The sequence below is a fragment of the Paenibacillus sp. Soil787 genome, assembly GCF_001429545.1.
In the GTDB taxonomy this organism is placed as follows: domain Bacteria; phylum Bacillota; class Bacilli; order Paenibacillales; family NBRC-103111; genus Paenibacillus_E.
Map to the genome: position 1 here is coordinate 76,020 of NZ_LMSP01000046.1, position 24,032 is coordinate 100,051.

Sequence of the window (24,032 nt, forward strand, 5' to 3'; positions counted from 1 at the left end):
ATCTGCCTCTTTCCTCCTTCTAAGGTTTGAAGGGCTTTCTATTCGCTTTCTTGACTACGTTACTCGCATTAACGACACGAACTCGTGAAAATAACGATTGAAAAGGAAATCGAAACAAGGCATCCTTTTGTTTGTCCAATTCAAGCGGAGCAAAAGGGCTTAAATAAGGCACACCGAACGATTGCAAACTATTCAAATGCAGAATAAGTCCAAGTAAGCCTGCGAGTATGCCGAAAAATCCGAATGAAGCGGCCAAAGCCATCAGAGGAAACCGTAGGATACGAATGGCGTTTGATAAATCATAAGAAGGGGAAACAAAGCTGGAAATCGCCGTAATGGAAACAACGATAACCATGGCTGCCGAAACGATACCGGCTTCGACCGCTGCTTGCCCAATGACGAGTGTTCCAACAAAAGATAAGGCAGAACCTATGCTACGCGGCATACGTAGCGCTGCTTCCCGTAAAATCTCAAATGTAATCTCCATCAATACCGCTTCAATGAACGCCGGAAATGGAATACCTTCTCTTTGTGCAGCGAGGCTTATGAGAAGTTGAGTTGGCAGCATTTCTTGATGGAACGTTGTTATTGCCACGTAAAACGATGGGGCTAATAAGGCAATGAGAAATCCAGCATAACGAAGGATCCTTACTAATGTGCTTATATCTACCCGATGATAATAGTCCTCGGATGATTTGAGGAAAGTTTCAAACAAGGCAGGTGCAATCAGCACGAAGGGGGTTCCATCTACAAGAATGGCAATTTTGCCATGAATCAATTCAAATGCGACGACGTCTGGACGTTCTGAGTTATACACGGTTGGGAATGGAGTTATCACTTCATCCTGAATGAGTTCCTCAATATTACTGCTTTCGAAAATCCCATCAATGTTTATCTGAGTCAATCGATTGCGAGCCTCCAGAATTAGTGAATCTAGAGCAATGCCTTTTACATACATCAGAACAACGTCCGTTTGGGTAACCTGGCCTACCTGGAAGGTTTCCATCCATAAATTCGGATCTTTGATCTTTCTTCGAATCAAAGCGGTATTCGTTCGAATGGATTCGGAGAAAGCTTCCCGCGGCCCGCGCACAACGGTTTCTACATTCGTCTCAGTAACGCCACGGTCTTTCCACCCTTTGGTACCGGCTGCCAGCCCGGTGTTATAGCCGTTCATCAATATGACTGAATCGCCCGATAGAATATGATGGAGCATTCCTTTCATATCCGATACCTTCTGAATTTCACCAATCGTCAGTGTATGCATGGTTAATACATCAAAGGGGTCTTGCTCGGGATCAATTTCCGTGGTATCTGACATCAAAGATCTCATCATGAAATCATTGACGACTTTCGCATCAACTAGTCCATCTGTATAAAAGAGGGCTAGCCCTTCTGTAATGGCATTATAGGTAAATTCTCGAATAATAATATCCGTGCTGTTTCCGAGACTTTGTCGAACGTAATCAACGTTTTCTTGAATGGTTGAGAATAAAGGCATGGATGACGTAGGTTCTATGATTGTGTTCTGCGAAGGAGCGGTTGGATTCTTTTTGGAGCGCAGCCAGTGAGCGAACATATGGTTTTTTCTCCAAGTTCTAGGATGTTGTTATATCAACATCATTTCCTGAATTTTCATGAGGTATGCGTACCGAAGCTCTTTTGCTCGCGTTTCCCAAAACAAATTGAATGAATCCACATTCTCAGCCGAGTGATGTAGGCCATCTAAAATCCTTATTTCTAAACCCCCTAAAAATTGTAAATTGCACGAAAGTATATTAGGGAAAGAAAGAATGTGAGGAGGAGCAACTGAATGAAGTCAAAAGTCTTATTTTGCACAGCTATCCTAAGCCTGATGGTAACGGGAGCGGCATTCGCTAATGATGAGCACCCGAACAAACATGCGGAGAAGAAAACTGGCTTAGAAAATGCACTTGAACGAGGGAAAAAGAATGAAACAGCCCGTGAAGCTATACGCAGAGCAATGGAGCGGAAGCAAGGAAAGCATGATCAGAATAAGTGGACGATAGAGCAGCGAGTTGCCGCGGACTTGAAAGAATTGGAGATTACATTCGGTGGTACTGACTCGAAAAATCAAGTCACTCAGGCTATGGCACTGCCGCTTGCAGGAACTCATGGTTCCACGATCACTTGGGAATCGAGTACGCCTTCGGTTATTTCCAATGACGGACAAACCGTAATTCGACCTTCTGCAGGGCAGGGGGATGTTGTGGTAACACTTACAGCCATTGTCAATTACGGTGACGTATCACAAACCAAAACGTTTACCCTAACAGTTAAGCAGCAGAACTCGGAAACCCAAAGAGTTGCTGCAGATAAAGCAGCATTGGCAATTACTTTCAGTGGGACGGATACGGCTAGCGCTGTTACTCAACCGTTAGCCTTGCCGCTTAGCGGAACAAATGGTTCCACGATTACTTGGGTATCCAGCAATGCTGCGATTATTTCGAATGACGGCAAAACGGTAAACCGTCCAACAGCAGCACAAGGAGATGCCATAGTGACTTTCACAGCTACCATAACCTATGGCAGTGTTTCGGAAACCAAATCTTTCTCGTTGACAGTTAAGTCAGTGTTGACCGATGCTCAGAAAGTAGCTGCTGATAAAGCGCTGCTTACTATAACATTCGGTGGAACAGATACAACAAGCAGTGTAACACAACCGTTAACATTGCCGCTTAGCGGGACAAATGGTTCCACGATCACTTGGGTATCTAGCAATGCATCCGTCATTTCGAATGACGGTAAAACCGTGCAGCGGCCTTCCGCTGGCAATGGGGACGCATCGGTGGTACTAACGGCGATTATAACGAAGGGCAGCTCATCGGATGTCAAAACCTTTACTTTGACGGTAAAACAGCAATTGACGGACTTGCAGCGAGTTGCTGCAGATAAAGCGGCCTTGGCCATCGTTTATGGAGGGACAGATACGTTATCCAGTGTCACTCAAGCATTAACACTGCCGGCTGTGGGCGTCAACGGATCATCCCTCATCTGGTATTCGGGCAATCCATCCGTTATTTCTAACGACGGCAAAACGGTAAATCGCCCAGCTGCCGGACAAGGGGATATAACGGTAGTTCTTAGTGCAATCATCTCAGCCGGGGGCTATTCCGACACTAAGGTCTTTACAGTGACGGTAAAGCAGCAATTGACGGACGCGCAGCGCGTAACTGCAGATAAGGCGGCGCTGGCCATCACTTTCGGAACTTCCGATTCTGCATCCAGTGTAAAGAACAATATTGGCCTGCCTGTAAGCGGGCCGAATGGTTCCAATGTCATTTGGGTCTCGAGCAATACGGCAGTTATCTCTAATAGCGGTGTCGTCACTCGACCGGCAGCTACCAGCGGAGAAACCGCGGTTATCATGACGGCTGTTATTACGAGCGGCGGATATGCCGAAACGAAAGCATTTGTTTTGACGGTGAAGCAGCTTCCTTAAATTACTTTTAAAACTCAAAAAAGAAAATATAGTAACAATGAGTCCCCATCTTCCAAGGTGGGGACTTTTAGTAGACTAGTTAGGGATATTTCGGGTTTGGGAATAAGCCACTTTTCAATAAATCACATATTTTTCACCCCAATCGGGCAAACCAAGTATGGATTGTTTTTCAATCCTCATTTATTTGGGTTAGGAGTGATAGCTCATTAGCGTGCAAACGATACAAAAACCGCGCATGGGACTGCCGGATTTGAAGGATAAGGTCGCATTGATCACTGGAGCGGGATCGGGAATTGGTCAGGCTGCCGCCGAGATGCTTGCACAGCAAGGGATGAAGGTTTGCCTTGTGGATTTGAAGGACGAACGGCTAGAGCAGACGAAGCGGGACATTCTAGCAGCAGGCGGTCAGGCGATCACGGTTGATGTCGACGTCGCTGATCCCGACCGTGTTGCGCGGGCGTTCGAGCAGACGGTAAAAACATGGGGACGACTAGACGTCGTCTTTGCTAATGCAGGCATCAACGGGGTGTTGGCGCCGATCGAAGATATGAAGCCAGAGGATTGGGATCGTACGCTGTCCGTCAATCTGAAGGGCACATTCCTGTGCGTCAAACATGCGATTCCGCATATGAAAGAGAACGGCGGGAGCATCGTCATCACTAGCTCCATTAATGGCAGCCGCTCCTTCTCTGGATTTGGGATGACAGCCTATAGTACTTCTAAGGCAGGACAAGTGGCATTCGCCAAGATGGCCGCATTGGAGCTGGCCCGCTACAAAATACGCGTCAACGCTATCTGTCCCGGGTCTATCAAGACTAACATTGGTGAAAATACGAAGCCGACGCCGGAGCTCGAGAAAATCAAAATCCCAGTCAAATATCCGCAAGGCAGCCAACCGTTGGAACACGCGCCAGGACAACCAGAGCAGGTGGCTAATCTGGTAGCATTCCTAGCTTCTGAAGCTTCGAGCCATATCACCGGCACGGAGCTGTTCATCGACGGCGCTGAATCGCTGCTTTAACGATAGCCTGCAAACAGACTTGCTGGTAGTAGGTTACGAATGATTTTCCAAGAAATTGAGCAGTCTATATTCGGAGGTGAAAGAAACCATGGATGAGCAAAAAGAAACGGTCACTTCATACGATCCGAAAAGCGGACAATCCAAGGAGGTCAATGTCGTCTTGGATCATGCTCGTACTGGAGGCATGAAATATACTATCGAAGATGTAGAGAAAGATAACAAGAAAAATGATGAATAGTCACTTATAAAAAGTTGAGAAGCGTATGTTGACTCAGGGGACTTTCCTGTAACCAACATGCGCTTATTTCATTTCTCTACCTATTAATCGTCAAAACCTGCTCGACATGTTTCAGGACTTGTATGCTCAGAGCTTCTGATAAGCGTATCATCTGGCCCGTCTTCGTTGGAATCATCTAATTTACCTTCAGCATCAACCGTAGATTCAAATTTTGTGTCTCTGTTATTGGTCAAGTTATCTATGCTTCTCACCCTTTCAATTGTATAAGCTAATATGCTTCGTTTAACAGGGATTTATTCGTTGGCATTAAAGATGGATACATCCATATTCGCTTTTGCAATCACTGCCATTAGCCTTCGAAAGAGGGATTTGTGGGTCTTGACAAACCATACTGTAATATTTATAATTACAGTATAAAGTCCTTACAAAAAATAAGTTAATGGCGGTGATAATCATGAACTTTGTAATCAGTGATTGGGTTGTGGCAACTACAAATGAAGATGAAATGCTGCATGGTTATATTGAGTCTATAGATGTGCTGCAAGGCATTGCTCGGGTGCACGTTATTGCATCGGATCGTGAAACTGCCATCGGAAGAATAATGGAAGTAAGCAGTCAAGACGTTAAGAAATTACCGGTAAGCGAGTTTGATATAGAAGATCAAGTAAAGAGCTTGATTGATGTGGCGCTAACAACGCGAGATGAGCAATGGTTCAATGAATTGTCTGCGAAACTATTTGCTATTCAAAATAATGGCGCAAAACGCGGTGAGCGTGATGTATTTCCGTCCTACTATCATAACCGCTTAGGTGTTGATCAGTTTTAATGGGTCGTATAAAAGAAAAAGCCAATCCAAGAAACATGTCCTGCATGTTGTCTGATGGATTGGCTTTTTAGTTTTCCCGCTTACTGTATAGGTGCCTTGTTGGAGACTTGTTGTACTTTCGTGAGTTCCGCGGTAAAAAGAGTCTGTAGTTCTGCGACTTTTCTAGGATCAGCAAGTGTCACTTTGTCAGCGAAATAATGTTCAACGAGCAGTTCCCACGTTGGGGTTACCTTTTGAGATGTCATGGCTCGAATAGCGGTCTTAACCAACCTTCGTTCCTTGGCGTTAGTGTACACGTCGATATACTGCTGTTTGCGATCGAAATCTAACTCTGTAAAAATAGCGCGAAATACCTCAGCTGTCATACGCGCGTCGTCTAAAGCCCTGTGAGCGGAGCCTTCAGCAGCAATATTAAGATCGAGTAAAGCAGCCTCGACACTGACATCATTTGTGACATTTTTATAACGGATAAACCCTTTCAATAGATCAAAATAGCTCGCCGCCATCCAGTATGCATCATCTAACTTATGCATCCGCGTATCATATACGATGCGTTTCAAATCCTCGCCACCCCAGGTGACTAGCAGGAAAGCCTCACTTTTATTTAGCCAGTCCACGAAATCCGTAATGACTTTACGAAAGCCGTAGGCTTGATCGATATCTTCTTGGGGAATGCCCGTTTTTTTCTTGATAAATCCATTTAATTTGGAAAAATAAACAGGTTTGACTAAAGATGAAAACTCATCAATAGCTCGTAGGGAGGAATCTAATCGGACTGCTCCAATCTCAATAACCTCCATTGGTAAATCACTCGCAAACTTGCGACCGTTGAATTCAATGTCCAAAATAATGTAGTCCATGATGTAGCCCCCGCTTCCTTCTCTGTGTTTCCATTCTATCAGAAAATGCCTAGGATACCAGCTTCCGTTTTCCATAGACCGCATTTAGAACGAAACTAAACAGTAGACCTGCAAAGGACATTCCTGAAATCCATAGATATAATTGTTTCCCTCCAAAGCTTTCGTAGAACCAACCACCCAAATAGGAAGCGACGATCCCCGATACGCCAAAGAAAAGGATCGCAAGCACAGTCTGTCCCGTTGCACGCCATTCTTCAGGAACAATACGGTATAGATATTGGATTGCAGCTGAATAAAATATCGGGAATGTGAAGGTTTGCAGCAGCTGAATATACACGAGAATATGAGGATCAGTCACCCACGCGGATAGGAAAAAGCGAATAAAATAAAACACGGCGGTAAAAGAAATGATCGCTAATTCTTTTCCTTTGCGAAGCCACCAAAAGCTTAGAGCGAATACGAGAATTTCGCTTCCTGCTGCTAGAAACCAGGCCAAACCGACCATGTCTGGGGTTCCGCCTAATTTTCGAATATAGACGCCAAGAAATGTATCGTTGATCCGCTGCGGCACGGCAACAATAAAAATAAGCAACATAAACCATATGGTTTCCTTATTTCCTAGAAATTTTCGCAGACTTTTTAAAGAAATCGGTTTCCCTGTTACAGGCGCATCAGGCAATGGCAAGCAGATTAGAATGCTAATAATGCCTATACCAGCGAACAAGAACGCCAAACTATTAATTCCGAAATATTGTGTGGCATAACCAACAACCAAGGACATAACCGCATAACCGACAGCTCCGAATGTTCGGATGGAACCGTAGCTTACCCCGTTAGCCTCCGCTGTTTGGAAATTTAGACTTTCTGTCAGGGGATCGAGAGGCATTAAGAAAAAATACATCAGCATCGTAAAAAGTAGAAGCACAATAAAGCTGGATGAGGCGTATAACAAGTACCCCACAATGGTTGAACTTCCTAAGAGGAGTAACATAACCTTTTTAATGGTCTTCGTCCGATCACTGATCATCCCCCATAAAGGTTGCGAGAAGATGGCAATGAAGCCTCCCGTTCCAATAATGAGACCAATCTTCGTTGCTGGAAGCCCTTGCGCATCCAAATAGACGGGAAGAAATGAAACAAACATAGCCAGAAGTGCAAAATACAAAAAGTTAAACGAACGCAATAAATTTGAAGAATTCATGATGACCTTAACCTTCCCAGATAAATTAGCTCATGCTGTTGTAAAACTACATTCTAACATGTCATGGTAAGAATCCCAAGTAAATAAGGCGATTTTTTCAGAGACGTACCTCTGAGGGATTCGTCCCGGTTACCTTTTTGAACTGTCGACTAAAGAAATAAATGCTCCGATAGCCTAGCGCTTCTGAAACTTCCCCAACATTCATTCCAAGTCTAAGAAGATACGTGGCACGTTCAATTCTCTTCTTAATGATATAGGACTCAATCGTTTGGCCCATGATTTTTTTGAATTTAAGTGAAAAGTAGCGTGGTGAAAGGTGCGCTTGTTTGGCTAAGTCATGGATGCTGTGTTGGCGCCCCGGATCTTGTATGATATGGGCCGCGATGTCCATAATCACCCGATTCATAGAACGGTGAGCAGGATCACCTTGCGCTTGGTTTCCTGGGATTTGGCGTTCAAACATGAGCAATAACAAACGAAGCAGCATCGTGGCTTCCTCGTCGTGTCCATATCCGCCAGTCAACCGAACATGAACGAAACGGTCTAAGTAGGGCTCATGAAATTCCGAGGGGTCAAAGTGGACGAATGAAGGAAGAGATACTACGGGAAATACCGTACCTTTCGTGTTGAAGTGGATATAGGTAACCGTAAGAGGGCGCTCCGGGTTATGCTTGGCACTCGTTAAATCTCCTGGACGAAAGAGAAAACAATCCCCTTTGCGGACATGGTAATGAGCACGATTCAGGCTGACCTCGCCTTCGCCGTCCCATACATACCAGAAGTCGTAATCATCGAATGGCTCATGTTCACGGCTCCATTTCCAGTTAGGTTCACAGATGACTTTGCCGAAATAACCGTCTAGGACGAGCTCCTGAGATGTGAAAACAGACATGAAAGATTTCCTCCGATTTATGTAAAATAGTGCAAACAATGATGTGTTTTAATGCATTTAGTTTACTACCTTCCGTTCCTATAATAAAGATAGGAGTAAACAAATAATTTAAAGTGGAAGGGGTTATCCCAAATGTCAGAAATAAGTTCTGCTGAAGAAATCTCGGCACAGCTTTACCGGTATGACCGCATTGCGAATAAATGGAATGGCTTCGAAAACTGGGGTCAGGAACAGCTCCAGCAATATCGGAAAGACGGCTATGCGGCGTTAGAGCATGTGCTCAATGAAAAAGAAATCGAGGATGCGAAGAGGGCCTTGTATGAGATTATTTTTGTAGATGACAAAGGAGCCCAAATTCAGTTCACGAAACCAAGCAAGGAATTGAAAACGGAAGAAGAACGTGAACTAGCCGTTCGTAAAGTCAGCGAGTTCGCCCGAGTGGAAGAACGGTTCAAACGGATAGCCTATCATCCTGCTATACTTGGGGCAGTGCGAGATATACTTGGCGAGGAGCCGCGTCTTGTCCAGGATATGGCCTTACTCAAGCCTCCACACGGAGGGGGTGAAAAGCCGTGGCATCAAGACATGGCATACGGAAACCTTGCCTATGAGAAAGCAGTGGTAGGCGTATGGATTGCTTTGGATGAAGCTGCGCTGGATAATGGCTGCATGCATGTTATTCCCGGTTCGCACGCGGATGGCGCAACGCCGCATTATGCCATTCGGGATTGGCAAATTTGTGATTCGCATGTAGCTGTTGAGAAGGATGTAGCAGTACCCTTATTGCCAGGCGGAATCCTTTTGTTCCACGGTTTACTTAAGCATGGGACACCTTATAATCTATCTCCGAAGAAACGGCGCGCGCTGCAGTTTCATTATGTTGGAGCGTCTGCTTCTAAACTGACCCCAAAAGAGTATAAACGTTTCTTCACCAATGAAATGAGCGGGGCTGAGTGTTGATTCAAACTAGCATAAGGTCAGGACATTTTAAGACATACAAAGAAGATGAGAACTCGATAGCGACTTCCTGCATCTTCCAATCTCTATGAGGACGGTTTACAATTAGAGAGAGGAGTTGATGCATAATGGGATCACCAATCGTGCGACTTGTACTTGATGCCAAAGCCACACTGGCTGAAGGACCGTGCTGGAATGCGGAACAGCGTTTGTTGTATTGGGTTGATATTATTGGAAAGAAATTTGGAAGATTTGATCCTGAAACTAGGCTAAACGAAGACTTTTCCATTGGGGAATATGTCGGTGCTGTGGTCTGCGCCGGTGAGAATGAGGTTGTGTTAGCGACACAATCTGGATTCCAAACGTACCAGATGCAGCAGCGTAAGCTTACGCCTCTTGTTGATCCGGAATCACATTTACCGGGAAATCGATTTAACGATGGAAAATGTGATGCTAACGGACGATTCTGGGCGGGCACCATGGAGATTATTGAAAAAGAGCCAACAGGCTCACTCTATGTGCTAGAAACGGATCATAGTTATCGCAAGGTTTACGAGGGAGTAGGCGTTTCCAACGGGATCGCTTGGAGCCTAGACGAGAAAGAAATGTACTATATCGATTCGATGAAAAGGCTAGTGCTTGCTTTTGAGTATGAGGCGGATAAAGGGGAAGTTAGCAACCCGAGAACACTGATCGATTTTCAAAATGAACAAGGTTTCCCTGACGGGATGACGATCGATGAAGAAGGGATGCTATGGATCGCCCATTGGGATGGCTGGCAGGTTTCCCGTTGGAATCCCAAAACAGGTCAAAAGATAGACAGCATTGCCATTCCCGCAGCTAAAGTAACCTCTTGTGTTTTCGGGGGAGACGAGCTAGACACCTTGTATGTTACGACAGCCCGAAAGGGTATTCAGGAGGGGCAAGCGGGGGATCAGCCACATGCTGGAGGGATTTTTGCGGTAAAGCCAGGTGTAAAAGGTACGAAGACGCATTCATTCGGAGTACAGCATGAGGAACGGAAAGGGTAGGTTCTATGTCACATGAGAACAGACATTTAAAGATTCAGTATATTGGTCAGGTCGGCGTTATTCTGCGTAAAAACGATATCGCAATCGCTATCGATCCTTATTTGACGGATTCCGTTGATCAGCTTTCTGGGTTTCCAGAGGGTTTTTGGAAGCGGAGGTATGCTCCTCCTGTGAAGCCGGAGACACTAACGGATTTGGATCTTGTGCTTTGTACGCATGAGCATTTGGACCACATGGATCCAGATACGCTGCGGGCAATCGCTGTGGCATCTCCCAACTGTCAGTTTGGCGCTCCTAAGTCGTGCTTGCCTGGGCTTATGGCGATCGGCATTTCAGCAGAGCGTTTGCATGCACTTGGGACCGAGGAGGAATTTCCATACGGCGCTGATCTGATTATTCACCCTATTCCGGCTTGGCACGAGGAGCGGGTACGAGATAGTGAAGGCTGGGATCACTACTTAGGCTACGTCTTACAATGGGATGGCTTGTGCATTTATCATGCAGGGGATACGCTTCTGACCGAGGAGTTAGTGGAGGCGCTGTCCGGCTTCACTATCGATGTAGGTTTTCTGCCGATTAATGGAAGGGACATTTTCCGTAATCGCCTCGGTGTCGTCGGCAACATGAACGCTCTGGAAGCGGCAGACCTAGCGGCTCACCTGGAATTCGGCATCGTTGTGCCTGTGCACTTCGATATGTATGACAACAATAGTGAAGGGATCGCTCCCTTCGTTGACCGTTTATTTCAGAAGCATCCAGGACAGAGGTTTCATATTTTTCAACCGGGTGAAATACTGGTTTTTTACAAATAATACAAAGCTTCACCAACAACAGCCCCTAAGAGGACGATGCACCAAGGTGGTAATTTCCAGAACACCAGCAAGCCAAACAACACGATAACCAATGCAAAATCATAAGGACGAATAATAGCTGTTGTCCATAACGGGTTATAAAGGGCCGCGAGCAGGATTCCGACAACGGCCGCATTAATGCCTACGAAAGCACTTTGAATTTTGACATTTGTTCGTAATGAATTCCAAAAAGGTAATGCTCCTATAATCAAGAGATAAGCAGGCAGGAAAATGGCCACTGTTCCCACGAGAGCCCCTCTGAATCCGGCAAACATAGCGCCCAAATACGTGCCAAATGTAAAAAGCGGACCGGGAACTGCCTGCGTAGCACCATATCCAGCCAGAAAGGCTTCTTTACTTACCCAACCTTGCGGGACAACTTCGCGTTCCAAAAGGGGAAGAATGACATGGCCGCCGCCGAAGACCAAGGAACCTACTCGATAAAACGAGTCGAAAAGGGAGTAGAGCTGCGAGTGCCATATACCGTTTATAATTGGTAGAAGCAGGAGCAGCAGCGCATACAAGACCAAGCAAAAGATCGCAACAGACCGATGAACATGCACTCGAATGGAACTGTTTTTTGGGCTCGAAACGCTTTTGAAGGCTAATAGTCCGATGAGTCCGGCGAGTATTATAATAACAACTTGGCTATAGACGGTTTGCCATAGCAAGGTTACCGAAGCTGCCGCAATAGCTATGGAGGCAGTGCTTTTATCTGATGCTAACTTTTTTCCCATGCTGAGAACAGCTTGTGCGACGATGGCTACGGCGACGATTTTGAGGCCGTGAATCCAGCCGGTGCTGCTAACATCCATGGCTTTCATCAGTAGGGAAAAGAGGAGTAAGAGGATTATAGAAGGTAACGTAAATCCTAGCCAAGCAGCTGCGCCTCCCAATAACCCGGCCCGGATTGTACCGATACCAACGCCTACTTGACTGCTGGCGGGGCCAGGGAGAAACTGGCATAAAGCAACGAGATCGGCGTAACTTTTCTCATCCATCCATTTACGTTTCTGGATATACTCGTTGTGAAAATAACCCAGATGAGCAATGGGTCCACCGAAGGATGTCAATCCTAATTTTGTTGATACGAGAAATACTTCAAGCAATGCTCTTCCTTTACTTTGCTGTGTTTTTGCAGCGGTGTCCAACCTAGTTCCTCCCCAATGACGTTTGATGAACATCTAAGTCATATAAGTGTAGCGGAAAATGCAACGCGATTCTACCGATTAACACAAATAATACAGTAATGAGGACCATCCGATTACTCCAACACATATAAAAGGATCTTGAACTCTACTTGGGTAGAAATCATGATCCTTTTTAGTGCTCTTGAATAAGCGGGAGTCCATCAAAATCATCTCACTCCAGCTGATACTCCTTCATCTTGTTGTAAAGGGTACCGCGGGAGATGCCGAGCAGTTTGGCTGCCGCGCTTTTATTGCCTGCCGTTTTGGCTAAAGCATCTTCAATCAGATGTATTTCTTCCTCATCGGACACCTTCGCTTTTAATAAAATCGCCGCATCTGCTTCTGAAGAAGTAAATCTTGGTTGCTGCTCCTGTAAGGCGACTGGCAAATGTTCCAAGGTAATCAGGTCTTCATCATTAAGAATGATGCACCTCTCGATGACATTTTTCAATTCTTGGATGTTTCCTGGCCATGCGTAATTGGTCAATGCCAAGATGACCTCTGGAGAAAGCGTTGGAACCGGTTTCTGGTATTGCAGTGAAAACTGCTTGAGATACATGTGGACCATCGCTGGAATATCTTCAGTTCTATCCCGTAAAGGCGGAATCCGAATGGAAATCACATTGAGCGCATAGTACAGATCCGAGCGGAATTCTTGATTGGCTAGCTTGCTGGCTAAATCTTGTGTAGTTGCGATAATAATTCGGGTACGCACGCTGATAGGTTGACTTCCTCCTGAGCGAACGATCGTTTGCTGTGTGATGTAATGGTAAAGCTTAGCTTGAAGCTCTAATGGAAGCTTCTCGATTTCATTAATAAACAAAGTGCCGTCTTTGGCTAGCTCCAGCTTCCCAGCTTGTCCACTATCACTTCCCGTGAAGGCGCCCCCTTGATAGCCAAATAATTCGGCCTCCAATAACCCTGCGGGAACGATGCCGCAATTGATGGTCAAGAAAGGCTGCTCGGCTCTTGAACTCGATTGATGAATAATATGAGCAAGCTGCTCTTTGCCAACACCCGATTCTCCAATCAGGAGGACTGGTGTTTCTGTTGCTGCCACCTTCTTGGCCCATTGGATGACTTTGCCGATCGCAGGTCCTTTTCCTTTGATTAAGGTGAAAAGATCTTCCGCCTGATCTTTATGTGGTAGGCCGAAGGAATCGACTGTTGTTAATTGTTCGTTCAATCTTACCAACTGTGTAATATCCTGCTCGGTCGCAATACCTCCGATGATATGCCCCTGAGCATTCCTGATCGGTGACGCATTAATAAGGACATGGGTGTCCGGCCGCGGACGGTGGTAGGTATTACGAATCATCCGGCCTTCGTCCAAAATTTTCAAGACCATCAGTGTTTCGATATCAAAATGTTCGCCAATGCGTTTACCTAAAATATCTGCTGCCGGAAGATGATAGAGCTCCTCAGCGACGGAATTCCAACAAATCACAGCGCCGGCTCGATCAACGACTGTAACAGCATCAGTTACGGTATTCGCGAGTGCATTGAAATAGGCAGACCACTTTTGCAGCTCGGAAATGGCGATATTGAGATACGTGGATAAAACGGAGTATCCCGCGATGGTTCCATCCTTAGCTTTGATAAGTACCGGTCGATTTGTTCGTTGAGGCACAAGCGGCAAAGGAGTGTTTTCGTCTACAGGAATAATCGCGGATACAAAGTATTTGCTGCTTTCTACCAATTCTTGGATGTTCTTAGCGGAAAAGGCCGTCATGAGGCCTGTATCTTCCGGAGTAAATAAACATATTTCGTCGTGCCAATGGGCGATAACTGCCGTTCCTCTGTTTAAATAGGAAGAAAGCTCTTCGAGTGTTGTTTCAACAGGGAGTGTGATCATAGGGTTGTTCAACGGAAAGTGTTCAGTAATGAACATAATTGACCTCATTTGTACCATTTATTTGGTTTAAATTTACCATGAAAGCAGGGGGGGATTCAACACAGGAAGCCAAGATAGTGAGTATGATAAAGGGAAAGAACTAAAATTTGTTCAAAAAAAAGAATAATACACACATAAACAAATAGTGTTCAAATTTAAAATTAAGTTGTATAATAAATTTATAAATTTGAACACTATTGTATAATTCCTTTGGAGGAATAGCAGATGGAACTCATCATGAAAAATATGTTTCAATCTTTAGGTAAAAGCCGCACAGCGAATCGATTAGCCAAAAAGTATGGTTTACGCTTTGGTGCAGCGCGTTTCGTAGCAGGAGAAACCATCCAGCAATCCATCGAAGCTGTGCGCGGACTCAATCAAGATGGCCTCGTAGCGACCCTGGACCATTTGGGTGAGTTCGTCTTTAGTGAAGAAGAGGCGTTGGAGTCAGCAGCCATGTGTATTCAAACACTAGATGCGATTGCCAGTTCAGGCGTCAAATCCAATCTTTCGCTTAAAATGACTTCACTGGGGCTGGATATCAGCAGAGAGCTCTGTGTAAACAACATGAAACGTATTCTTGATTGCGCGCGTCAGCATGGAAATTTCGTGCGCATAGATATGGAAGATTATGCGCATTGTCAAATCTCCCTTGATATCTACAGAGAGCTTCGACAAGAATATGACAACGTAGGAATCGTCATTCAAGCTTATTTGTTCCGCACCATGCAAGATATTGATGATTTACATGCACTCGGAGCCAATCTGCGCCTTGTGAAAGGTGCTTATAAGGAATCTCCGGAAGTTGCTTTTCCAGAAAAAAGCGCGGTTGATGAAAATTATAAAAAAATCATTCAAAAACATCTGTTGAACGGTCATTATACAGCTATTGCGAGCCATGACGAGGCGATCATTCATTTTACGAAAGAATTTGCAAGGTCAAATCTTATTTCTATAGATCAGTTTGAATTCCAGATGCTTTATGGGATTTGTGAAGATTTGCAAAAGCAATTAGTGAAAGAAGGATATCGGGTTCGTATCTATGTCCCTTATGGTGTAGATTGGTTCGGATATTTCATGAGAAGGTTAGCAGAGCGCCCAGCGAATGTCTGGTTTGTTCTGAAAAATATGTTTAAATAACACCCAAGTTTCCAATTTGAGAGGAGAAATACTATGAATACATTTACGATGGTTAGTCCGTATGCAAATGAGCCATTTACTAATTTCGGTCTAGAGGAAAATATGAAGGCGATGCAAGCTGCGATTGCCAAAGTGAAAAGTGAGTTGGGGCGCGAATACCCGCTATATATCGGTACTGAGAAAGTAGTAACAGAGGCTAAAATCACATCGATTAACCCGGGGAATGTAGATGAAATCATAGGATACGTAAGCAAAGCAGACAAGGAACTTGCTGAAAAAGCGATGAACGTTGCCCTCGAAACTTTCGAAACTTGGAAGAAGGTTCCGGCAAGAGAGCGTGCGGAATATTTATTTAAAGCTGCTGCGCTAATGCGTGATCGTAAGCATGAATTCTCAGCGTTGATGATTTTGGAATCAGGCAAAAACTACGTAGAAGCGGATGTAGATACCGCAGAAGCGATTGATTTCATCGAGTTCTATGCGCGCGAAATGATTCGTTTGAGCCAAATCAACGAGACCCAGCCACTAGCCAAAATTCCCGGTGAGAATAACCAAATTAGTTATATCCCACTAGGCGTCGGCGTTATTATCCCGCCATGGAATTTTCCACTAGCTATTTGTGTAGGTATGACGATTGCAGCGGTTGTTTCTGGTAATACCGTGTTGTTGAAACCAGCTTCAACAACACCTGTTATTGCTCACAAATTCGTGGCCCTTATGGAGGAAGTTGGACTTCCTGCTGGTGTAATTAATTTCATTCCAGGAAGCGGTGCGGAAGTAGGAGACTACTTGACGACTCATCCGAAGACTCGTTTCATTAGCTTTACCGGCTCCAAAGAGATCGGCTTACGCATCAACAAGTTGGCCGCAGACGTGGCGCCCGGTCAAATTTGGATTAAGCGTGTAATTGCAGAAATGGGCGGCAAAGATGGTATTGTCGTGGACGAAACGGCGGATCTCGACGCGGCTGCCGCTGCGATTGTGGCTTCCGCTTTCGGCTTCCAAGGGCAGAAATGCTCAGCTGGCTCACGTGCTATCATTGTTGAATCTGTTTACGACGTAGTTGTAGACAAAGTAGTTGCTCTGACCAATCAGCTGCAAAGCGGCCTGCCTGAGCACAATTTCGCAGCAGGTCCGGTCATTGATAAAACCTCCTATGACAGGATTTTAGAGTACATTGAAATTGGTAAAACCGAAGGAACACTGCTAGCGGGTGGCGGCAAAACCAAAGGTAACGGCTATTACATTCAGCCAACTGTGTTCGGTGATGTAAGCGGCAAAGCGCGCGTTATGCAGGAAGAGATTTTCGGACCAGTCTTGGCCATCGCCAAAGCGAAGGATTGGAAAGAAGCCATCGCGATGTACAATGATACGGAATTTGGTTTGACTGGCTCCTACTACTCCACCAATGAGGAGCGGATTACTGAGGCGTTAGACACGGTTCACTGCGGCAACTTGTACATTAATCGCAAATGCACAGGCGCATTAGTGGGTGTACATCCTTTCGGCGGCTTCAATATGTCGGGAACGGATTCCAAAGCAGGCGGTTACGACTACCTCATGCTTCTCACACAAGCGAAGCTGACATCACGCAAAGTATAAGCAATAGAAGAAGGGGGCGGACGATGAGTCTGGCCTTCTTTTTTTTGTTTGGAACGCTAGCCGAAGTAAGCAACGCCAGGGGACTAGAATGCTGCTAGGCTTGGATGAGAGAATCATCGTCTCGAAGAGAAGCGAGCATTAATTTGTCTGTTGGATCGGTCGTCTAGAGGAGAAGGGAGCAGTAATTCGTCTGTTGGATCGGTGTCTAGAGGAGAAGGGAGCATAATTCGTCTGTTGGATCGGTCGTCTAGAGGAGAAGGGAGCATAATTCGTCTGTTGGATCGGTCGTCTAGAGGAGAAGGGAGCAATAATTCGTCTCAAGAATCGCTTGCTGAGGAGCGAAAAGGAACTACGATTCGCTATTTTGCAATATAACTAACTTTTGCTGTGTAGAGGGAACGTCGATTCGCTAATATGCCTCTTTGGCTGAAAATGCTGCTCTTGGAGGGGAAATAAGTGATTGTAGTTCCGTCTAGGCAGCTAAACAGGCTAATTTAGCTTAAATAGCGCACGGACGTTCCCTTTCAGCAGGATCGATGACTTGCATATCCTCGACGAAAAGCGAGAGGGAACTACGATTCGCTATTTTGCAATATAACTGCATTTTCGTGAGTAGAGGGAACGTCGATTCGCTAATATGCCTCTTTTGGCTGAAATGCTGCTCTTGGAGGGGAAATAAGTGATTGTAGTTCCGTCTAGGCGGCTAAACAGGCTAATTTAGCATAAATAGCGCACTGATGTTCCCTTTCAATTGTATTGATGACGTGCATATCCACGACGAAAAGCGAGAGGGAACTACGATTCGCTATTCATCAATATTGCTGCCTTTTTGGTGAGCAGAGGGAACGTCGATTCGCTAATATGCCTCTTTTGGCTGAAATGCTGCTCTTGGAGGGGAAATAAGTGATTGTAGTTCCGTCTAGGCAGCTAAACAGGCTAATCTAGCATAAATAGCGCACTGATGTTCCCTTTCAATTGTATTGATGACGTGCATATCCACGACGAAAAGCGAGAGGGAACTACGATTCGCTATTTTGCAATATAACTAACTTTTGCTGTGTAGAGGGAACGTCGATTCGCTAATATGCCTCTTTTGAAATGCTACTCTCGGAGGGGAAATAAAGTCGGCCTTACGATTTTGTACCCATTGTCCAAACGATCCAGTTTTCGTCACATTACAGATTAAGCCGGTACATACGAGCCCGCTCTTGCCCACGCGTTACGGTTAATAGCTGCTTTTCGCATAAGAGGTGCAAGATCGTTCTGGCGTGTCTTGTGCTTACTTGGAGATGAGCGGAAAGGTCCGATGGGGAGAATGGGCGCAATAATCTGCGCGCGAATCGGATTGTTTCGCTTTCAAGCCAAGAGAGTGGCTCTGGTGCAGTTGAAGATATGAATTTCCCTACAATAGAAAGAATAAGCTGCTGACACTGCTTTGGTGATTCGACAATAGATGGGTAGGCGATAGGCATAACCAGCCATCCATCCAACGCAAGGTGGCAATGCCGCAAACAGAGGTCTTTGAATCTCCCAAGCTCAAGATCGCGGGCATGGGAGCTGTAGCCTTGGATCTCAATCACACCCTTAGCATCACCTGGCATGTAAGCGAAGTCCAAATAGCGGTAGCCGTTCGCGAAGTCACGCACCTCCCATTCAGGGTAAAGATGGTCAAAATGTCCAATAACCGGATACCACACACAGCGCAGAAATTCCAATTCTCCATGTCCGAGCCCTCGCTCTAACTTTTCCCGTCTGCGTCCATTCGCCTCTGTTGATATCTGCAAATTCATGAAGGCTTCGAATGCTTGCTCAAATTTCATCGTTATTCCTACTTTCTTAGCGAGTGTTGGCTAAAACAAAACGCCGCTTTCATCTTGTCGCTAGGAGTTGACTCCTTACGAGCATAGATGAAAGCGGCGTGTGCTTCACGACCAGCTTGATTGAATAACTTTAGTATAGAGGAAAATGATAACGTTGTGCCACCCCATCTTGGAGAGGGAAGAATTCTCGAATTAACATTTTTGTGTAGGGAGTCGTTATCATCGAAATGGAAGAAGATCGCGGAAGTGAGTTTGCTCATCTCACAAAGGCAAATCACGTTTGCGGAACAACGCGATTCCCGCCGTAAAGGTCACGAGCCCAATCACAATCAATACCGACCAGGCAAGCCCGGTTTCCGTCTGTCCACCGATAATGCCGCTCGGATCATATAACGAGAAGTAAGACAGGTTGCGCATCCAGTTAATCTTTTCGCTTAGTTTGCCGATAAAATCCAGACTGAAAAACCCGAAGGTAAGCACGGCCGATAGCCCGAGCGCCTTCTTCTCGTCGTTGGCTAAAGAAGAGACGAGAAAGGCGATTCCGCCGACCGCGAAGAACAGCAGTAATGCCGCAAGGTTCATACGTAGGTATGCCGCTCCATGAAAGTCGCTCAAATCACCGATAAACAGGGCATATCCCGCAAACCCGCATAATGTCGTAACCACCATGATGGACAGAAGTCCAGTTACAAAAACGAGTGCTTGCGTCATCGCCACTCTCCCGCGAGTGGTTGGAGTCGCGAGCAAATACGCCATGGAGCCTTGGTCAACCAGCTTCGCCATCAGATGTGTGGAGAACATGATGCAAAAAATCGATATGATCAGTACGAGCAGCAGTCCGTAATATTCGCCAGAGATAAATGCCTCCACGGTGCCGAACCCGCTGCCCAAGTTGAACGCATTGGTCATGCCAGGCGGCAAGGACTTGATCAACTCGTCTAGGGCCGTATTATTTCCTGCGAAGCTCGGGAACAGCCAGAACATGAGCAGGATATAAAAGGCTGATCCGAACGCATAGTTCATCATCCCTTTGATATGAATCTTCATCATGTGTTTGTAGAGAGCGGAATTCATTGTAATGTCCCCTTCCGGTCGTAATAGTTCATGAACACATCTTCGAGACTTTGCGTGAATACATCCAGGTTTCGGATAGGATACTTAGAGGTCTCCGAGAGGAATCGAGCGTATTCTCCCTGCACAGCTACCCGTACGCGTTTGCCTTCGCGCGATTCAACGGTTACGCCGGAAGTCCTTACGAATGCTTCTGCATCCTCCGCACGCTCGAACGTCACTTCGAATAACTTCCGCTGCATCGACTGCAGCTCGTGGATATCTTTAACGGTGAGGATGACTCCGTCTTTAATAATGGCCGCGCGATCGCATGTCCGCTCAATCTCGGGAAAGCTGTGGGACGACATCAGGAACGTTGTGCCCCGGGCTTTCTCCTCCAGCACCAGGTCGATAAACACCTTCTGCATGAGCGGGTCGAGTCCCGAAGTCGGTTCATCTAGGATGATTACCTCCGGCTGATGCATGAAAGCGGCGACGATGCCAACCTTCTGCTTCATTCCTTTGGACATTTTGCGGATAGGGGTCCGGACGTCGAACTGGAAGCGGTCGATCAGCTCCTCCTGCCGCGCAGAATGCTTCGACCCTTGCATTTCCGCCATAAAATCCAGAAACGTTCGCCCAGTCATGCCTTCAATAAATGCGATCTCCCCGGGCAAATAACCGATATACCGCTGGACGGACCCCTGTTTAGCCCAAGTATCCAGTCCGCCAACCTTCACTGAGCCTTTCTCCGGTTTCATGAATCCCATAATATGCCGAATCGTTGTGGATTTGCCGGCCCCGTTCGGACCCAGAAATCCGAATACCTCTCCTTTTTTGACCGAAAACGAAACGTCAAAAATCCCTTTTCCGTTCGGGAATGTTTTGCTCAGCTGCTGAACAGTCAACATGCGCGGCCACCTCCAAATATGAAAAGTTATGAAATATTAATTGCGATTAATTTCAAAACTAATGTTACTCCTGAAGGTTCACGTCGTCAATACTTTTGAAATATATTTATGCTATAATTTCATTATTCCAAAAAAACAGGTGATCCAATTGAACGGCTACGAAAAAAGAGCCCAGCAAAAAAAAGAAAAAATCATGCACGCGACCTTGAATATGCTGAATACGTCCGATCCCAGAAAACTGCGGATCACCGACATCGCCGAAGCGGCTGGTGTATCCCAGGTAACGATCTACAATTACTTCGGCAGCAAGGAGGCCTTGGTGCGCGAAGTGTTCAAAGATTACGCACGGACGGCGTTGAAAGAATTTGGGGAGTTTATCTCCGGCGATCACTCTCTGAAGGAGAAGATCGAGTACATCGTTTTCCAGAAGAAGAAATCGTCCAGAACGTTCAGCCTTCAGGTCATGAAGCAGATATTTAACGACGATCCAGAAATGGCGCAATTTCTCAAAGAGGAATATATGGCCAAGGGTGTTCCACTTGTAATCCAGCTCATTGAAGACGGCAAGAAAAATGGGGAAATCACCGGGGCGCTTTCTACTTCCACCATCATGATGTATATGCAAATGTTGACGAGCCAGGCGGACACCGTGCTGGAGTATGCCGAAATACATGGGAATATAGACACCTTGATCGAGGAAATGGTGCATTTATTTTTCTATGGGATCGGCAGCACGCCTCAACCGATCGTTCCTACATAAGTTTAAGTTTTGTTGCTCCTTAGAAGTGGATTTGAGATAATGCTGATAGTAATAACAGAAGAATGGGAGTGTGGCATTTTTGGAAAAGAAGAAAAAAACGTTAGCTTTTATAGGTTCTTATGCGGATTCGAATAATCCTGGGGTATACTCCTGCCGATACAATGAAGAGAATGGAAGCTTGGAAGTCACCCATCAAGTAAATGGTTTGCAAAACCCGACGTTCTTGACTGTAGATGCGACAAATTGGAAACTATATGCCTTGACAGAGAGTGTTGACGAGAAGGAACAGCGCTGCGGAGCGGCAAGTTCTTTTGAAATAAATTCAGCAACAGGAGAATTAACGTTTCTGAATAACGAGATCACACTGCCTGCGACGACGTGCCACATTACTTTGGACCATACGAACCAAGTGGTGATGGTAGCCAGTTATCACGGGGGGATGGTAGGCTTGTCTCCTGTACTTGCGGATGGCCGTTTAGGCACAACGGCTGATATCCAGCAGCATCAAGGCGCAAGCGTCCTATCGGTTCAGGATAGACCTCGTGCTCATTCGGTTTTCTTAGATCGAGAAAACCGTTATGCGGGAGTCTGTGATCTAGGTTTGGATAAGATCATGATGTACAAGCTGGATATCCCTTCAAAAAGGCTTATTCCTCATAATGAAGTGAAAGTAGCCCCCGGTTCAGGTCCGCGGCATTTTGCTTTCCACCCGTCCTATGCTTTTGGTTATGTGATTAATGAACTTGGCTCCACCGTTACGGCGTTCAGCTATGAGGAAGAACGAGGAGAGCTAACGGAAATCCAGACGATTTCCACACTCCCGGAGTCTTATGATGGGGAAAATGCCTGCGCGGATATTCATGTTTCACCTGATGGAAAGTTTCTATATGGATCTAACCGCGGGTACGACAGTATTGTTGTGTATGCCATCGATGCAGGTACTGGTAAGTTAACAGTCGTGGAACACGCGCCTACGTTAGGGAAGCATCCGCGTAATTTTGCAATATCACCGGATGGACAATTTGTTCTAGTAGCTAACAAAGATTCGGATCATATTGTATCGTTCTCACGGGACACTCAATCGGGGAAGCTGGTTCCTACCGGAAGTGTGCTAAATGTGTCTAAACCTGTATGCATCAAGTTTGCTAGTGTAGAATGACACCCTTCACGGAGCGAGTTATTCATATCATTCGGTGTATCCCTGAGGGCAAAGTCATGACCTATGGTCAGATCGCCAGGCTCGCTGGAAGCCCGAGGGCGGCTCGTCAAGTCGTACGAATTTTGCATGCAATGAGCAAGAAGCATCGCCTTCCTTGGCACAGAGTCATTAACGCAAAGGGAGAGATAGCGATTATGGATGACGAAGGATCTCATATGCAAAGTTTTCTGCTGCAAGCTGAAGGTGTCATAATTACCGATCAGCGGTATATTTCCCTTGAGCATTACCAGTATCAAATGCAAGAGGAAGCATGAATCTATATAGGGAGTCTCACTTCTTGCAACTGGAAGAAGTGAGGCTTTTTTCGCTTGCTAGATTCAAAACTTGTTAATATTTCAAACGATTTATACAAGCTTGGCAAAGGGTATTGAGAGGTCAACCATAATTGGTTGGCCTATAGTTTTGCCCAAAAATCCAGAAAAACAAGGGAAAAGAGTTACAAAGTCTATAAAACGAGAATAGACTAACGTATCAGTAGGCCATTTGGACAGGAGGCATGCTATGAATGACAGGACCTTATATCTATTCGATGGCATTAATAAAAGCTCCGTGAAAACCATAGTCGAGCAAATCATGAGAATTAATCAATATGATGATGACAGAGATAAGAAAGAAAAAGACTTCAAACGTCTGCCCATCGACTTAATTATTAATAGTAATGGGGGTAGTGTCTATGATGGTCTAGGATTAATCAATGTGATTGATAACAGTAAGACGCCGGTGCATACATACGTGTATGGACTTGCTGCTAGCATGAGCTTACTAATCGCCGTTAGTGGTCACAAGAGGTACGCTGGCCGACTTAGTACATTCATGTATCACTCGGTATCAACGCATATCGACGGTCATTTGGAACACTTGAAGAATCGTGTGGATGAAACGCAAAGGCTGCAAAACATTTATGATGAGTATATCCTATCGAAAACGAAGCTGCATGCAGACGAGCTGCATCGTGTTCAGGAGAATCAACGTAATTGGTATCTGAGTCCTGATGAGGCTTTATCATTTGGGATTATTGATGAAATTGTATAAACATGGCGGAGAGAAGCCTGAGGGATTCTCTTTTTCTTTGTTTTTTCTCTGCTTTTGGTGTTTAATTGAAAGAT

Annotated in this window: 22 protein-coding genes; 13 read left to right on the forward strand and 9 right to left on the reverse strand. The window is 45.5% G+C overall.

The window, feature by feature from the left end:
- Positions 1-19 precede the first annotated feature (19 nt).
- Positions 20-1,579, reverse strand: a complete 1,560-nt coding sequence (locus ASG93_RS30405; RefSeq protein WP_056838335.1) for a spore germination protein — start codon at positions 1,577-1,579, stop codon at positions 20-22.
- 234 nt (positions 1,580-1,813) lie between these two features.
- Here ASG93_RS30405 and ASG93_RS30410 point away from each other — a divergent pair, with 234 nt between their 5' ends.
- From ASG93_RS30410 to ASG93_RS30420, 4 genes are all read left to right on the forward strand, one after another.
- A complete protein-coding gene (locus ASG93_RS30410) occupies positions 1,814-3,463 on the forward strand; it encodes an immunoglobulin-like domain-containing protein (RefSeq protein WP_056838337.1) in 1,650 nt (549 codons plus the stop codon).
- 235 nt (positions 3,464-3,698) lie between these two features.
- Entirely contained in the window at positions 3,699-4,484 is a 786-nt protein-coding gene (locus tag ASG93_RS30415) for an SDR family oxidoreductase (RefSeq protein ID WP_056838671.1), read from the forward strand.
- An 88-nt stretch (positions 4,485-4,572) separates the two neighbouring features.
- Positions 4,573-4,722, forward strand: a complete 150-nt coding sequence (locus tag ASG93_RS36050; RefSeq protein ID WP_200984551.1) for a hypothetical protein — start codon at positions 4,573-4,575, stop codon at positions 4,720-4,722.
- 454 nt (positions 4,723-5,176) lie between these two features.
- Positions 5,177-5,548, forward strand: coding sequence for an IDEAL domain-containing protein (locus ASG93_RS30420; protein ID WP_063891998.1), 372 nt, complete (start codon positions 5,177-5,179; stop codon positions 5,546-5,548).
- 80 nt (positions 5,549-5,628) lie between these two features.
- On the opposite strand, the gene ASG93_RS30425 is transcribed toward ASG93_RS30420, so the two are convergent.
- The 3 genes from ASG93_RS30425 to ASG93_RS30435 all read right to left on the reverse strand — a co-directional run bounded on the left by ASG93_RS30425 (position 5,629) and on the right by ASG93_RS30435 (position 8,501).
- Entirely contained in the window at positions 5,629-6,408 is a 780-nt protein-coding gene (locus ASG93_RS30425) for a 3'-5' exonuclease (RefSeq protein ID WP_056838340.1), read from the reverse strand.
- Positions 6,409-6,457: 49 nt separating this feature from the next.
- Positions 6,458-7,609, reverse strand: coding sequence for an MFS transporter (locus ASG93_RS30430; RefSeq protein WP_056838341.1), 1,152 nt, complete (start codon positions 7,607-7,609; stop codon positions 6,458-6,460).
- Between the two features lie 97 nt (positions 7,610-7,706).
- On the reverse strand, positions 7,707-8,501 hold the full coding sequence (locus tag ASG93_RS30435; protein ID WP_056838343.1) for a helix-turn-helix transcriptional regulator: 795 nt from the start codon (positions 8,499-8,501) through the stop codon (positions 7,707-7,709).
- Positions 8,502-8,633: 132 nt separating this feature from the next.
- Between ASG93_RS30435 and ASG93_RS30440 the strand changes: the two genes are divergently transcribed.
- From ASG93_RS30440 to ASG93_RS30450, 3 genes are all read left to right on the forward strand, one after another.
- On the forward strand, positions 8,634-9,461 hold the full coding sequence (locus ASG93_RS30440; protein WP_056838346.1) for a phytanoyl-CoA dioxygenase family protein: 828 nt from the start codon (positions 8,634-8,636) through the stop codon (positions 9,459-9,461).
- A 125-nt stretch (positions 9,462-9,586) separates the two neighbouring features.
- Positions 9,587-10,489 carry an SMP-30/gluconolactonase/LRE family protein gene (locus tag ASG93_RS30445; RefSeq protein ID WP_056838348.1) on the forward strand — a complete coding sequence of 301 codons (903 nt, stop codon included), beginning with the start codon at positions 9,587-9,589 and terminating at the stop codon, positions 10,487-10,489.
- A 5-nt stretch (positions 10,490-10,494) separates the two neighbouring features.
- Positions 10,495-11,301 (forward strand): MBL fold metallo-hydrolase, encoded by an 807-nt coding sequence (locus ASG93_RS30450; protein WP_056838350.1) that lies wholly within the window; start codon positions 10,495-10,497, stop codon positions 11,299-11,301.
- Here the strand turns inward: ASG93_RS30450 and chrA are convergent.
- Both chrA and ASG93_RS30460 read right to left on the reverse strand, forming a co-directional pair.
- Positions 11,292-12,491, reverse strand: a complete 1,200-nt coding sequence (chrA, locus tag ASG93_RS30455) for a chromate efflux transporter (protein ID WP_235551019.1) — start codon at positions 12,489-12,491, stop codon at positions 11,292-11,294. The two genes, ASG93_RS30450 and chrA, sit on opposite strands and share 10 nt — an antisense overlap.
- A 211-nt stretch (positions 12,492-12,702) precedes the next feature.
- Positions 12,703-14,421 (reverse strand): sigma-54 interaction domain-containing protein, encoded by a 1,719-nt coding sequence (locus ASG93_RS30460; RefSeq protein WP_056838354.1) that lies wholly within the window; start codon positions 14,419-14,421, stop codon positions 12,703-12,705.
- A 228-nt stretch (positions 14,422-14,649) separates the two neighbouring features.
- Between ASG93_RS30460 and ASG93_RS30465 the strand changes: the two genes are divergently transcribed.
- Both ASG93_RS30465 and pruA read left to right on the forward strand, forming a co-directional pair.
- Positions 14,650-15,564, forward strand: coding sequence for a proline dehydrogenase family protein (locus ASG93_RS30465; RefSeq protein WP_056838355.1), 915 nt, complete (start codon positions 14,650-14,652; stop codon positions 15,562-15,564).
- A gap of 33 nt (positions 15,565-15,597) precedes the next feature.
- Complete coding sequence (gene pruA / locus ASG93_RS30470; RefSeq protein WP_056838358.1) at positions 15,598-17,166, forward strand: L-glutamate gamma-semialdehyde dehydrogenase; 1,569 nt, start codon at positions 15,598-15,600, stop codon at positions 17,164-17,166.
- Between the two features lie 1,175 nt (positions 17,167-18,341).
- Here pruA and ASG93_RS30475 read toward each other — a convergent pair.
- From ASG93_RS30475 to ASG93_RS30485, 3 genes are all read right to left on the reverse strand, one after another.
- Positions 18,342-18,986: a hypothetical protein gene (locus tag ASG93_RS30475; RefSeq protein ID WP_056838360.1), complete on the reverse strand. Its 645-nt coding sequence runs from the start codon at positions 18,984-18,986 to the stop codon at positions 18,342-18,344.
- 261 nt (positions 18,987-19,247) lie between these two features.
- Positions 19,248-20,060 carry an ABC transporter permease subunit gene (locus ASG93_RS30480; protein WP_056838362.1) on the reverse strand — a complete coding sequence of 271 codons (813 nt, stop codon included), beginning with the start codon at positions 20,058-20,060 and terminating at the stop codon, positions 19,248-19,250.
- Positions 20,057-20,947, reverse strand: coding sequence for an ATP-binding cassette domain-containing protein (locus ASG93_RS30485; protein WP_056838364.1), 891 nt, complete (start codon positions 20,945-20,947; stop codon positions 20,057-20,059). The genes ASG93_RS30480 and ASG93_RS30485 overlap by 4 nt, the downstream gene beginning before the upstream one ends.
- 148 nt (positions 20,948-21,095) lie before the next feature.
- Between ASG93_RS30485 and ASG93_RS30490 the strand changes: the two genes are divergently transcribed.
- The 4 genes from ASG93_RS30490 to ASG93_RS30505 all read left to right on the forward strand — a co-directional run bounded on the left by ASG93_RS30490 (position 21,096) and on the right by ASG93_RS30505 (position 23,958).
- Positions 21,096-21,707, forward strand: a complete 612-nt coding sequence (locus tag ASG93_RS30490) for a TetR/AcrR family transcriptional regulator (protein WP_056838365.1) — start codon at positions 21,096-21,098, stop codon at positions 21,705-21,707.
- A 79-nt stretch (positions 21,708-21,786) separates the two neighbouring features.
- Entirely contained in the window at positions 21,787-22,866 is a 1,080-nt protein-coding gene (locus ASG93_RS30495; RefSeq protein ID WP_056838368.1) for a lactonase family protein, read from the forward strand.
- Complete coding sequence (locus ASG93_RS30500; RefSeq protein ID WP_056838370.1) at positions 22,863-23,180, forward strand: MGMT family protein; 318 nt, start codon at positions 22,863-22,865, stop codon at positions 23,178-23,180. The genes ASG93_RS30495 and ASG93_RS30500 overlap by 4 nt, the downstream gene beginning before the upstream one ends.
- A 247-nt stretch (positions 23,181-23,427) precedes the next feature.
- Positions 23,428-23,958 carry an ATP-dependent Clp protease proteolytic subunit gene (locus ASG93_RS30505; RefSeq protein WP_056838372.1) on the forward strand — a complete coding sequence of 177 codons (531 nt, stop codon included), beginning with the start codon at positions 23,428-23,430 and terminating at the stop codon, positions 23,956-23,958.
- Positions 23,959-24,032: the final 74 nt, after the last annotated feature.

Coding starts and splice junctions, on each gene's coding strand:
- ASG93_RS30435 (WP_056838343.1), bottom strand. CDS start 8,501: ATGTCTGTTTTCACATCTCAGGAGCTCGTCCTAGACGGTTATTTCGGC.
- ASG93_RS30425 (WP_056838340.1), bottom strand. CDS start 6,408: ATGGACTACATTATTTTGGACATTGAATTCAACGGTCGCAAGTTTGCG.
- ASG93_RS30415 (WP_056838671.1), top strand. CDS start 3,699: ATGGGACTGCCGGATTTGAAGGATAAGGTCGCATTGATCACTGGAGCG.
- ASG93_RS30430 (WP_056838341.1), bottom strand. CDS start 7,609: ATGAATTCTTCAAATTTATTGCGTTCGTTTAACTTTTTGTATTTTGCA.
- ASG93_RS30445 (WP_056838348.1), top strand. CDS start 9,587: ATGGGATCACCAATCGTGCGACTTGTACTTGATGCCAAAGCCACACTG.
- pruA (WP_056838358.1), top strand. CDS start 15,598: ATGAATACATTTACGATGGTTAGTCCGTATGCAAATGAGCCATTTACT.
- ASG93_RS30420 (WP_063891998.1), top strand. CDS start 5,177: ATGAACTTTGTAATCAGTGATTGGGTTGTGGCAACTACAAATGAAGAT.
- ASG93_RS36050 (WP_200984551.1), top strand. CDS start 4,573: ATGGATGAGCAAAAAGAAACGGTCACTTCATACGATCCGAAAAGCGGA.
- ASG93_RS30450 (WP_056838350.1), top strand. CDS start 10,495: ATGTCACATGAGAACAGACATTTAAAGATTCAGTATATTGGTCAGGTC.
- ASG93_RS30440 (WP_056838346.1), top strand. CDS start 8,634: ATGTCAGAAATAAGTTCTGCTGAAGAAATCTCGGCACAGCTTTACCGG.
- ASG93_RS30480 (WP_056838362.1), bottom strand. CDS start 20,060: ATGAATTCCGCTCTCTACAAACACATGATGAAGATTCATATCAAAGGG.
- ASG93_RS30485 (WP_056838364.1), bottom strand. CDS start 20,947: ATGTTGACTGTTCAGCAGCTGAGCAAAACATTCCCGAACGGAAAAGGG.
- ASG93_RS30500 (WP_056838370.1), top strand. CDS start 22,863: ATGACACCCTTCACGGAGCGAGTTATTCATATCATTCGGTGTATCCCT.
- ASG93_RS30475 (WP_056838360.1), bottom strand. CDS start 18,986: ATGAAATTTGAGCAAGCATTCGAAGCCTTCATGAATTTGCAGATATCA.
- ASG93_RS30460 (WP_056838354.1), bottom strand. CDS start 14,421: ATGTTCATTACTGAACACTTTCCGTTGAACAACCCTATGATCACACTC.
- ASG93_RS30505 (WP_056838372.1), top strand. CDS start 23,428: ATGAATGACAGGACCTTATATCTATTCGATGGCATTAATAAAAGCTCC.
- ASG93_RS30465 (WP_056838355.1), top strand. CDS start 14,650: ATGGAACTCATCATGAAAAATATGTTTCAATCTTTAGGTAAAAGCCGC.
- ASG93_RS30405 (WP_056838335.1), bottom strand. CDS start 1,579: ATGTTCGCTCACTGGCTGCGCTCCAAAAAGAATCCAACCGCTCCTTCG.
- ASG93_RS30410 (WP_056838337.1), top strand. CDS start 1,814: ATGAAGTCAAAAGTCTTATTTTGCACAGCTATCCTAAGCCTGATGGTA.